Annotated in this window: 14 protein-coding genes and 1 pseudogene; 7 read left to right on the top strand and 8 right to left on the bottom strand. The window is 70.5% G+C overall.

All coding sequences use genetic code 11. The features are described 5' to 3' along the window. The coding region (locus VS93_RS24675) for an IS5/IS1182 family transposase (RefSeq protein WP_046472256.1) at positions 1-215 on the top strand (215 nt) is incomplete at its 5' end. On the opposite strand, the gene VS93_RS24670 is transcribed toward VS93_RS24675, so the two are convergent. Next, complete coding sequence (locus VS93_RS24670) at positions 212-1,315, bottom strand: LLM class flavin-dependent oxidoreductase (RefSeq protein WP_046472253.1); 1,104 nt, start codon at positions 1,313-1,315, stop codon at positions 212-214. The genes VS93_RS24675 and VS93_RS24670 overlap by 4 nt on opposite strands. Positions 1,316-1,375: 60 nt before the next feature. Next, positions 1,376-1,738 carry a GNAT family N-acetyltransferase gene (locus VS93_RS24665; protein WP_046472252.1) on the bottom strand — a complete coding sequence of 121 codons (363 nt, stop codon included), beginning with the start codon at positions 1,736-1,738 and terminating at the stop codon, positions 1,376-1,378. A 128-nt stretch (positions 1,739-1,866) separates the two neighbouring features. Here VS93_RS24665 and VS93_RS30745 point away from each other — a divergent pair, with 128 nt between their 5' ends. Both VS93_RS30745 and VS93_RS24660 read left to right on the top strand, forming a co-directional pair. Next, on the top strand, positions 1,867-2,040 hold the full coding sequence (locus VS93_RS30745) for an NAD(P)-binding domain-containing protein (RefSeq protein ID WP_201776751.1): 174 nt from the start codon (positions 1,867-1,869) through the stop codon (positions 2,038-2,040). Beyond that, positions 2,037-2,429: an NAD(P)-binding domain-containing protein gene (locus VS93_RS24660; protein WP_201776750.1), complete on the top strand. Its 393-nt coding sequence runs from the start codon at positions 2,037-2,039 to the stop codon at positions 2,427-2,429. The genes VS93_RS30745 and VS93_RS24660 overlap by 4 nt, the downstream gene beginning before the upstream one ends. Before the next feature lie 40 nt (positions 2,430-2,469). On the opposite strand, the gene VS93_RS24655 is transcribed toward VS93_RS24660, so the two are convergent. From VS93_RS24655 to cobI, 3 genes are read right to left on the bottom strand one after another with little or no spacing between them, the layout of a single operon-like run. Beyond that, a complete protein-coding gene (locus tag VS93_RS24655) occupies positions 2,470-3,630 on the bottom strand; it encodes a cobalt-precorrin-5B (C(1))-methyltransferase (RefSeq protein ID WP_046472251.1) in 1,161 nt (386 codons plus the stop codon). Beyond that, positions 3,627-4,466 (bottom strand): precorrin-4 C(11)-methyltransferase, encoded by an 840-nt coding sequence (cobM, locus tag VS93_RS24650; protein ID WP_201776749.1) that lies wholly within the window; start codon positions 4,464-4,466, stop codon positions 3,627-3,629. Before cobM ends, VS93_RS24655 begins: the two co-directional genes overlap by 4 nt. Further along, the gene (gene cobI / locus VS93_RS24645) at positions 4,463-5,203 is read right to left on the bottom strand and encodes a precorrin-2 C(20)-methyltransferase (protein WP_046472250.1); all 741 of its coding nucleotides are present in this window, start codon (positions 5,201-5,203) and stop codon (positions 4,463-4,465) included. Before cobI ends, cobM begins: the two co-directional genes overlap by 4 nt. Positions 5,204-5,405: 202 nt before the next feature. Here cobI and VS93_RS24640 point away from each other — a divergent pair. After that, positions 5,406-6,775, top strand: a pseudogene (locus VS93_RS24640) (cobyrinate a,c-diamide synthase). Next, the gene (locus tag VS93_RS24635) at positions 6,772-7,353 is read left to right on the top strand and encodes a GNAT family N-acetyltransferase (RefSeq protein WP_046472249.1); all 582 of its coding nucleotides are present in this window, start codon (positions 6,772-6,774) and stop codon (positions 7,351-7,353) included. Before VS93_RS24640 ends, VS93_RS24635 begins: the two are co-directional and overlap by 4 nt. Here the strand turns inward: VS93_RS24635 and VS93_RS24630 are convergent. After that, a complete protein-coding gene (locus VS93_RS24630) occupies positions 7,331-7,660 on the bottom strand; it encodes an SGNH/GDSL hydrolase family protein (RefSeq protein ID WP_046472248.1) in 330 nt (109 codons plus the stop codon). The genes VS93_RS24635 and VS93_RS24630 overlap by 23 nt on opposite strands. 121 nt (positions 7,661-7,781) lie before the next feature. On the opposite strand from VS93_RS24630, the gene VS93_RS24625 reads away from it, so the two are divergent. Together VS93_RS24625 and VS93_RS24620 are read left to right on the top strand one after the other, a co-directional pair. Next, positions 7,782-8,618: a helix-turn-helix domain-containing protein gene (locus VS93_RS24625; RefSeq protein WP_052745973.1), complete on the top strand. Its 837-nt coding sequence runs from the start codon at positions 7,782-7,784 to the stop codon at positions 8,616-8,618. After that, positions 8,615-8,818, top strand: coding sequence for a DUF397 domain-containing protein (locus VS93_RS24620; protein WP_046472247.1), 204 nt, complete (start codon positions 8,615-8,617; stop codon positions 8,816-8,818). The genes VS93_RS24625 and VS93_RS24620 overlap by 4 nt, the downstream gene beginning before the upstream one ends. 221 nt (positions 8,819-9,039) lie before the next feature. On the opposite strand, the gene cobO is transcribed toward VS93_RS24620, so the two are convergent. Both cobO and VS93_RS24610 read right to left on the bottom strand, forming a co-directional pair. After that, positions 9,040-9,642, bottom strand: a complete 603-nt coding sequence (cobO, locus tag VS93_RS24615; RefSeq protein WP_046472246.1) for a cob(I)yrinic acid a,c-diamide adenosyltransferase — start codon at positions 9,640-9,642, stop codon at positions 9,040-9,042. A gap of 25 nt (positions 9,643-9,667) precedes the next feature. Further along, positions 9,668-10,320, bottom strand: a 653-nt coding sequence (locus tag VS93_RS24610) for a vWA domain-containing protein (protein WP_046472245.1), incomplete at its 5' end; no start/stop codon positions are given.

Raw genomic sequence — 10,320 nt, 5'->3', positions numbered from 1 at the left:
GGCGCCGGGGCTCGGCAGGCGGTAGGCCTCCCGCATTCGACCGTGAGGCCTACCGGCGCCGCAACACCGTGGAGCGCTGTTTCAACCTGCTCAAGCAGAACCGCGCTGTGGCGACTCGCTACGACAAGAGAGCCACGATCTATGAGGGGACGGTCCAACTCGCCTCCATCCGCATCTGGCTCCGCGACCTCACCCATTCAAAAAACACGACCTAGACCCCAGAACGGACGTCGCCGGTGCTCTGGTCGCCGGCCGCCTTCAGCGTCGCGTGCATCGGTGCGTCGGGAACGTGCGCCGGGCGTTTGGCGTCGAGTTCCTCGCGCAGCACGGGAACGATCTCCCCGCCGAGGATGTCGAGCTGTTCGAGGACCGTGTCCAGCGGGAGGCCCGCGTGGTCCATCACCCACAGCAGCCGCTGGTAGTCGCCGAAGTGCTCGCGGAACGTCAGCGTCTTGTCGATCACCTGCTGCGGGCTGCCGACAGTCAGCGGGGTGGCCTCCATGAAGTCCTCCAGGGACGGGCCGTGCCCGTAGACGGGGGCGTTGTCGAAGTACGGCCGGAACTCGGCGATGGCGTCCTGGGAGTTCCTCCGGATGAAGGCCTGGCCGCCCAGGCCGACGATGGCCTGATCGGCGGCTCCGTGGCCGTAGTGCTCGAACCGCTCCCGGTAGAAGTTCACCAGGGCGATGAAGTGCTCCTTGGGCCAGAAGATGTGGTTGGCGAAGAACCCATCCCCGTAGTAGGCGGCCTGCTCGGCGATCTCCGGGCTGCGGATCGAACCGTGCCACACGAACGGGGGGACGCCCTCCAGGGGGCGCGGGGTGGCGGTGAAACCGTTCAGCGGCGTGCGGAACCGGCCCTCCCAGTCGACGACGTCCTCGCGCCACAACCGGTGCAGGAGGGCGTAGTTCTCGATGGCCAGCGGGATCCCGTCGCGGATGTTCTTGCCGAACCACGGGTAGACCGGCGCCATGTTGCCGCGGCCCATCATGAGGTCGACCCGCCCGCCGGCCAGGTGCTGCAGCATCGCGTAGTCCTCGGCGATCTTCACCGGGTCGTTGGTGGTGATCAGCGTGGTGGCGGTGGACAGCAGCAACCCGCGGGTCCGCGCCGCGATGTACCCGAGCATCGTGGTCGGCGACGACGGCACGAACGGCGGATTGTGGTGTTCGCCGGTGGCGAACACGTCCAGGCCCACCTCCTCGGCCTTCTCCGCGATCCGCACCATCGCCGTGATCCGCTCGTGCTCCGACGGCGTACGGTCCGTCGTGGGGTCGGGCGTCACATCGCCAACGGTGAAGATTCCGAACTGCATCGTGGGCTCCTTGGCGGCGGGAAGTCGATACGTGGACGCCTGCCCGGCGGCTGAGTACAGCTAGGCGCCGGGGGCCGAGCGCAGAGCTTCCGGGGTGACCGGGTCGGTGATGTCGCGGAACCCGCCGTGCTTCTTCAGGTAGTCGGCCACGAAGGGGCACACCGGGACGATGCGCCTGCCCGCCTCGCGGGTGTCGGTCAGGGCTCGGGTGGCGAGGGTCGTGCTCAGTCCGCGGCCGGAGAACGCCTTGTCGACTTCGGTGTGGTAGAAGATCCGCTGCCCGTCCTTGTCCCGGTAGGCGGTGTATCCGGCCGTCCGCCCCTCGACCCGGATCTCGTAGCGGTCCTCGCCGTCGACCCGCTCGACGGTGATGGCCTGGTTCCCGTCCTCCGGCTCAACGGAATCCGGTTCGGTGCTGCTCATGGATCGGTTCCTCGATTCCGACGCGGCCACAAAACAGTTTCCTGGTCAACTATCCTGCCGCCAGCCTAGTTGACCAGGAAGCTCCCCGGCCGCCCGGCGGGGAACTAGTGTGGGCAAGGGGGGAAACCATGCAGATCACGATTGTCGGGCGCGGTGCCATCGGCGGGGGACTCGCCAACCGCTGGAGGCCGTCCGGGCACGAGGTCACCGCTCTCGGCCGGGAGGGCGGGGACGCCTCCGGCGCGGATGTGGTGGTCATCGCGGTTCCCGACCACGCGATCGCCGACGCCTGGGCAAGGTGACCGGCGCGGCCGGCAAGACCACCATCGACGCGACCAATTCCTTCAGCCCGCGTCCCGAGGGGTTCAACTCGCTCGCGGAGTACGTGAAGTCGCTCCTCGGCGGCCCGACCGCGAAATCGTTCAGCCTGAACTTCGGGTCCGTCTACGACTCCGTCGGCCGCGAACAGGTCGCGCCGAGCAACCTGTTCGCGGCCGACCCGGAAGCGCGCCAAGTAACCGAGCGGCTGAACCGTGACGCCGGTTTCGACCCGGTCTACGTGGGCGACCTGTCAAAGGCGCGGCTGATCGAGGACCAGCTCCCGGTGCTGTTCCTCGTCGCTCAGAACGCCGACGGGCCGGTGTTCTACCGCTACTCCAAGCCGGGGGGCCTCACCCTTCGCCGACCTTGACACCAACGGGGCCTCGCCTGCGGCTTCGACGCCGTTGAGCTCAAGACCGGGGGTGGGCCGCCACGATGGTCTTTCCGGTGAAGTCGACCATGGCCACTTCGGCGGCCATGGCTCCCTCGGTGAAGCGTTCGAGCACGCCGGCCACCCGGCGGCACAGCTCGTCGCCGGCCGGCTCCAGCAGCCCGGCGGCCTCCCAGAGCTCGTAGGCGTGCCGGCCGGTGTTGGCGGCGTCCACCTGGACGGCCAGTTCCTCGTCCCCGCCGACCTCGCGGGTGATCTCGCCGAGGAGTTCGGTGGACACCTTGGAACGGGTGTAGTGGGTCATCAGCACGCCGGCCGCGAGCTTGCTCAGCTTGCCCGCCATTCCGACGAAGACGACCCTGGTCAGCCCGTGCTCCCTCGCCCGGCGGAGCCCGGCCCCGGTGAAGTCGCCGACCTCGACGAAGCAGACGTCCGGCAGTTCGGGGTGGCGCAGCATGGCGCCTTTCTCGGTCCGGCCTCCGGTGCACAGCACCAGCGTGCTCTCGCCCTGGGCGGCCATGACCGAGACCGCCTGCTCGACACTGGCCCGCCAGGACGCCGTGGAGAACGGCCTGACGATGCCGGTGGTCCCGAGAATGGAGATCCCGCCGAGGATCCCCAGTTTCGCGTTGGTCGTCTTGCGCGCCATCCTCTCGCCCTCGGGCACGCTGATGACCACCCGCACACCCTCCCGGTCGACATCGATGACCTCCCGCACCGCCTGGGTGATCATCTGCCGGGGCACCTCGTTGATCGCCGGGCCGCCCGGGTCGAGTCCCAGGCCGGGTTTGGTGACCACCCCCACCCCGACCCCGCCGTCCAGCTCCAGACCGGAGCCCGGCCCGCGGGTGACGGTCGCCGTGATGTGCGCGCTGTGCGTGACGTCGGGGTCGTCGCCGGCGTCCTTGACCACCACCGCCTCCGCCCTGGCCGCCGAGACCACCTCGCAGCGCTCCGGGGCGAACGTGACCCGGCGTCCCGAGGGCAGCGCCACCTCCACGACGTCCACCGCCCGGCCCGTGGCGAGTGTCTGCGCGGCCGCCTTCGCCGCGGCCGAGGCGCAGGTACCCGTTGTCCAGCCGGTGCGCAGCGCCTTCTGCCGGACCTTCGCGGTGCGCGGGAGATCGGGCTCGCGGAGCTCCGGCCCCGTGTCCGGTTCCGCGCCGGGGCCCTCACTCATGCCCGCCGGGCCTCGCGCAGCTCGCGCCGGGCCCCGCGGTCGGCACGCCGGTAGCCGTGGAAGTGCCCGGGGTGGTACAGGTGCGAACGCGTCCCGCCGGCGGACAGCGCGGGCCCCACCAGCACCAGCGTGTGCTTCCACAGCTTGTGTTCCTTGACGGTGGCCTCCAGGTCGCCGAGCGTGCACCAGACCAGCAGCTCCTCGGGCCAGGTGGCCTGGTAGGCGATCAGGCACGGGGTCTCGGGCGGGTAACCGCCGTCGAGCAGCTCCTGCTGCAGTTTCCCGGAGCGGGCCGCGGAGAGGAACAGCGCCATGGTGGTGCCGTGCCGCGCGAACTCGCGGACCTCCTCGCCCTCCGGCATCGGCGTCTTCCCGCCGCCGAGCCGGGTCAGGATCACCGACTGGGCGACCTCGGGGATGGTCAGCTCCCGCTGCGCGAGCGCCGCCACCGCGCTGAAGGCGGAGACCCCCGGAATGACCTCGACCTCCAGGCCGAGGCCGGTGCACTCGTCGAGCTGCTCCTGCATCGCCCCCCACAGCGCGGGGTCGCCGGAGTGGATCCGCGCGACGTGCAGGCCGTCGCGGACCGCCCGCTCGTAGTAGGGCAGCACCCCTTCCATGGGCAGCTTCGCCGAGTCGACGATCTCGGCGTCCCGGCGCGCGTACTCCAGGACGTCGGCGTGGACCAGGCTCGCCGCCCAGATCACGACGTCGGCCGCCTCTACGGCGCGCACCGCCCGGACGGTGAGCAGGTCGGCGGCGCCGGGGCCGGCCCCCACGAAGGTGACCCTGCCGCCCGCGCTCCCCCGTTCGCCGGTTTCCACGTGTTCGCTCACAACTTCCCTCCGCGCTCGCTGCGGCGTGCCGGGGCGATCAGCGTCGACAGGTACGGGAGCGTACCGTCCTCCAGTTTGGCCACCGGGACGATCTCCTCCTTATCCAGCCCCAGGCGCGCACCGTACACGGCGTCCTCCAGCCGGCCCGATTCGCGCAGGGCCGAGACGACGTCCGGGGCGAACCTGCCGAACTTGTACGCCACGACCGTTGCGTCCGTGGCCAGCGCCCGGCGCAGCCGGTCCACGCCGCCGGTCACCGGTAGCAGTGTCAGCGGTTCGCCGCCCTCGACGAGCACGCTGCCCGAACGGGACGCCAGGTCCTGCATGGCAGTGATGCCCGCCACCGTCTCGATCCCGGCTTCCGGCGCCAGCTCGCGCACGGTCTGCGCCAGGTAACTGAACGTGGAGTAGACGTTGGGGTCGCCGATGGTGGCGAACGCGACAGTGCGCGCCCCCTGCTCGAAGTGCCGCACGACGGTGCGCGCGGCCTCCTCCCAGGCGCGCACCCGGCGCTCACTGCGCCCGTTGCGGTCGTTCAGCGCGAACACCACGCGTTCGATCGCGCTGTCGGCCACGTGCTCGCGGACGGTGGCCTCGGCCCGGCCCGGCTCGTCCAGCGCCATGACCGGGACCAGGACGACATCGGCCTCGCGCATCCGCCGTACGGCCTTCACCGTCACCAACTCCGGGTCACCGGGACCCACCCCGACCCCGACGAGCCGTGTGCTCGCGCCCATGTCACCGCGCTTTCCGTCGTTTCCGATCGCCTTTTCAGGATGCCGCAGCTCAGCGTATCGGTGTACGGCCGGCGGCCGTCCGGGCGGGAGGGGGTCGGGCGGTCCGGCCGGTTTCCGCCGCGGTGCCGGGCAGCGCCTACGCTGGACGACCGTCGGCTGATCGGATGGTTCGAAGGGGGCGGATGTGGCACAGGTCCCGCGGGTGGTGATCGCGGCACCGGCATCGGGAAGCGGGAAGACCACGGTCGCCACGGGGCTGATGGCCGCGCTGGCGTCGCGCGGGACCAGGGTCTCCGGACACAAGGCGGGACCCGACTACATCGATCCCGGGTACCACGCGCTCGCCACGGGGCGGCCGCCGCGCAACCTGGACCCGGTCCTGTGCGGCGAGGACCGCATCGGCCCCCTCCTCCGGAACGGGGCGGCGGGCGCGGACATCGCCGTGATCGAAGGCGTCATGGGGCTGTTCGACGGCGCCTCCGAGCCGCGGCACTTCCACGGCCCGGGAGACTTCGCCTCGACCGCGCACGTCGCGGCGCTGCTCGGCGCACCCGTCGTCCTCGTTGTGGACGCCGCCCGCACCAGCCGGTCCGTCGCGGCGCTCGTGCACGGTTTCCGCGGCTACGACCCGCGGGTGCGGGTGCAGGGGGTGATCCTGAACCGCGTCGGCTCCGACCGGCACGAGGAGCTGCTGCGCGACGCCCTCGACGACACCGGGGTCGCCGTGCTCGGCGCGATCCGCCGGCACTCCGCGATCGAGACCCCCTCCCGGCATCTCGGCCTCATCCCCGCGGCCGAACGGGCATCCGCCGCGCGCGAGGCCGTCGACGCCCTCGGCTCGCTGGTCGCCGACTCCTGCGACCTCGACGCGATCACCGGGCTGGCCCGCGCGGCGGCCCCGATGAGCGAGGCCCCCTGGGACGCCGCCGCCGAACTCCCCGAGCCGGCCGACCCCCGGCCCGCCAGGATCGCCGTGGCCGGCGGCCCCGCTTTCACCTTCGCTACGCCGAACAGGCGGAACTGCTGCGAACCGGCGGCGCCGATGTCGTCTGGTTCGACCCGCTGCGCGACGAGACGCTGCCCGAGGGCACCCGCGGGCTCGTCATCGGCGGCGGCTTCCCCGAGATGCACGCGGCCGAGCTGTCCGCCAACGCCCCCCTGCGCGAGGCCGTGACCGAGCTCGCCTCCCGGGGCGGCCCCGTCGCCGCCGAGTGCGCCGGCCTGCTCTACCTCTCGCGGAGCCTGGACGGCGCCCCCATGTGCGGTGTGCTTCCCGCCGACGCCCGCATGACGGAACGCCTCACCCTCGGCTACCGCGCCGCCGTCGCCGTGCGGGACTCGGTCCTGGCGCCGGCCGGAACCCGGGTGAACGGCCACGAGTTCCACCGCACGGCCCTCACACCGGCGCACGGGCCCGATCCGGCCTGGCAGTGGAAAAAGGATGGCCCCGAGGGGTTCGCGGGTGCGACGCTACATGCCTCGTATCTCCACCTGCACTGGGCAGGAGCACCGGCGCTCGCCGCCCGGTTCCTGGACTCGGTGCGTGAATCCGCTGACGGGAACGAAACGTGAGCACGGCAGAACCGACCCCGGCACCGACGCTTCCGGCCACCATCCTGCAGACCGAGCGGCTGACCCTGCGCGCCTTCACCGAGGCCGAGGTCGACAGCGTGTACGAGGCCGTACGCGACCCCGGCATCCAGCGGTGGCTGCCGCTGCCCGGGCCGGGGGAGCCCTACACCCGCGCAGACGCCGAGCAGTGGTGCCTGACCACGGCCCCGGAGGCGCGGGTGAGCGGCGACGGGCAGCAATGGGCCGCGATCGACCGCGGTACGGACCGGTTCGTCGGATCGTTCGGGCTGACCCGCACGATGTGGCCCGCCATGCGGACCGAGGTGGGCTACTGGGTCGCTCCGTGGATGCGGGGCCAGGGGTTCGCGCCCGAGGCGGTGACCGCGGTCTCGCGGTGGGCGATCGACCAGGGTTTCCAGCGTGTAGAGCTGAAGGCCGCCGCGGCCAACACCGCGTCGCGCCGCGTGGCGGAGAAGACCGGGTTCCGCTTCGAGGGCGTCGAACGCAACGCCATGCCGCTGCACGAGGGCCGCACCGGCCTGGCCGTCTACAGCCTCATCCCGGACGACCTGGGGTGAGGCCGGCGTTCGCCACGTCGAAGTCGCGGGTTTGGCGCATCAGGATCTCGCTGCCGTTCCACAGCAGGACCTCCTCGCGGAAGCAGTCGTCCTCCTCGCCGTCCTCGTCGACGAGGGCGCAGGTGGACAGGTACAGGCCGAACTCATGGCCCTTGGACAGTTCGCCGAGCGCCCAGGGGTGGAGGCCGTCCACCGTTGCCGGATCCGCCCCTTGGGCCAGCTCGTGTACCGCGATGATGGGACAGTTCGGAACTCGCCTGGGCTCCAGTGAGGCGAGGACAGCGCGGAGAAAGTAGGCAGCGCCCATGGAGATCACTCCTTGTCTAGGGGGTGACCTCCAAAGTAGATGGTCTAATGACAGCAGTCAATCACTTGAACAGGGTTGGGTATATAGTCCAGTACATCTGGTTTTGGAAGGGAATGGCACCGTGGCATACCTGAACATCCGGCGTGTCCGACTGGGACGGAAACTGGCGAAGCTGCGCAAACACGCAGGTCTCAGCCAGGTACAGGTCGCGGAGAAGTTCAACGGAAACCAGACGACCTTCGCGCGCTACGAACGTGGGGAACGGGCACCCCAACGCACGATGCTCCGGCAGCTCCTTGAGCTGTACGACGTGCCCGAAGAGGAGCGCGAGGAGGTGATGACGCTCTACCGGCTGGCCGAACGCCCGAGCTGGTGGTACCCCTACCGGGACCTCATCCGCCCCGAGTACGCCGCCCTTATCGATCTGGAGTCGGACGCATCAGAAATCCGCACCTACGAAAGCCTCGTCCCCGGGCTCTTGCAGACACCCGACTACGCACGTCAGATCTGTCAACACGGGCCCCAGGAGATCGACAGTGCGGAGGTCGAACGGAGGTTGGAACTTCGACTGGTCCGGCAGGAAATCCTCTCCTCGCCCGACCATCCCCGCCTGGTCGCCCTCATGGACGAAGGCGCACTGCGACGTGTCGTGGGCGGCCCGAAGGTCATGCGCGAGCAGATCGCACACCTGATGAGAGTCGCTGAGCAGGCCCGAACTACGATCCAGATCGTCCCCTACACCGTCGGAGCGACTCCCGGCGCCTCCGGTAGCTTTACCCTCATCGACTGCGAGGGCACTCGTGTCGTCTATACGGACACCATCGTCGGGGAGATGTATCTGGAGAACAGACCAGAGGTCAAGATCGCTTCTCAGGCTTTCGAAAGACTCTTGGGCTTCGCCTTGAGCACCAATGACTCCGCCGCACTCATGCGGCAGTACATGGAGGAATACGCATGAGAATCAGATCGAGCTTCAGTACCCAGCAGGGCGCGTGCGTGGAGGTCGAGCAGATCGGCGACGAGTTCCACCTCACCGACAGCAAACACCCCGAACGCCCCGCCCACATCTACACCAGAACCGAATGGCGCGCCTTCCTCCAAGGCGCACGCAACGGCGAATTCGACTTCGACGTCTTCACCGAAGAACCCGCCAACTGACCGCCGCCCCACCTCCTCCACAACGGGTGCCCACACGGCCGTGGCGCACCCGTCCCATCAGGCGATTCCCGGCGATCGTGAAGAAATTGCTCCTTCAGCGCGCACGAAAGAACCATTTCTTCACGATCGGCGGTGAGGGCCCCGCACGCGGCGAGGGTGGACGGATCCGGCCGCCCGACCTCCTAGCGCACCCCACACCCCCGCGAAGCCGCACAGGCCCCTCACCACTCGATGCCGCGCTGCCCCTTCTGGCCCGCGTCCATCGGGTGTGTGACCTTGGTCATCTCGGTGACCAGGTCCGCGGCGTCCAGCAGACGGTGGTCGGCGTCGCGGCCGGTGATGACGACGTGCTGGGTCCCGGGGCGCTTGCGCAGCGTCTCGACCACGTCGTCGACGTCGACCCAGCCCCATTTCATCGGGTAGGTGAACTCGTCCAGCACGTACAGCCGGTAGGTCTCGGCGTCGAGGTCCCGCTTGATCTGCGCCCACCCTTCGGCGGCGTCGGCGGCGTGGTCCTCCTCGGTTCCGCGACGCTGGATCCAGGACCAGCCCTCGCCCATCTTGTTCCAGACGACCTCGCCGCCCTCGCCGGACTCGCCCAGCACCCGCAGGGCCGTCTCCTCCCCGATCCGCCATTTCGCGGACTTCACGAACTGGAACACGCCGATCCGCCACCCCTGCGCCCACCCGCGGGTGGCCAGGCCGAACGCCGCGGTGGACTTCCCCTTGCCCGCCCCGGTGTGCACGACCAGCAGCGGGCGGTTGCGGCGCTGGCGGGTGGTGAGGCCGTCGTCGGGAACGTAGGCCGGTTTGCCCTGCGGCATGTCTGCTCTTCTCCTTCGACTCGGTTCACGCGGCGCGCGTGCGGCGCACCAGGCCTTCGAGGGCGTCGGCGCCCAACTCCTCCAGGCGGACGCCCGTCCCGCCCATCTCGGCCGCCAGGCGCGCGGTCAGCCCGAGGCGCACCGGCCCCGATTCGCAGTCCACGACCACGCTCTGCACGCTCTGGGAGCGGATCCAGGCGGCGGCGCGCAGCGCGTCGCCGGATCCGCCGTGCGTGTCCTTCCCATCAGTGACCAGGACCAATAGCGGGCGCCGCCGCGGGTCGCGCAGGCGCTCCACCCGCAGCGCCTCGGCCGAGCGCAGCAGCCCGGCCGCGAGCGGGGTGCGGCCTCCGGTGCGCAGGTCGCGCAGCCGGCGCGCACCCGCCTCCACCGACGACGTGGGCGGCAGCTCCAGCCGGGCGTCCTTCCCCCGGAAGGTGACCAGGCCGACCTTGTCGCGGCGCTGGTAGGCGTCGAGGAGGAGGCTGAGCACCGCGCCTTTGACCGCGCGCATGCGCTGCCGGGCCGCCATGGACCCGCTGGCGTCCACGCAGAACAGCACGAGGTTGCCCTCGCGGCCTTCTCGCACGGCCTCCCGCAGGTCGGTTCCCCGCAGGATCAGGCCCCGGCCGTCGCGGCCGCGGGCGCGCTGGTGCGGGGCCGCCGCGCGCAGGGTCG

The organism is Allosalinactinospora lopnorensis (assembly GCF_000981225.1).
Lineage (GTDB): Bacteria > Actinomycetota > Actinomycetes > Streptosporangiales > Streptosporangiaceae > Allosalinactinospora > Allosalinactinospora lopnorensis.
The sequence above is the reverse complement of the archived record's forward strand: the minus strand, read 5'-3'. Positions and strand labels throughout refer to the sequence as shown.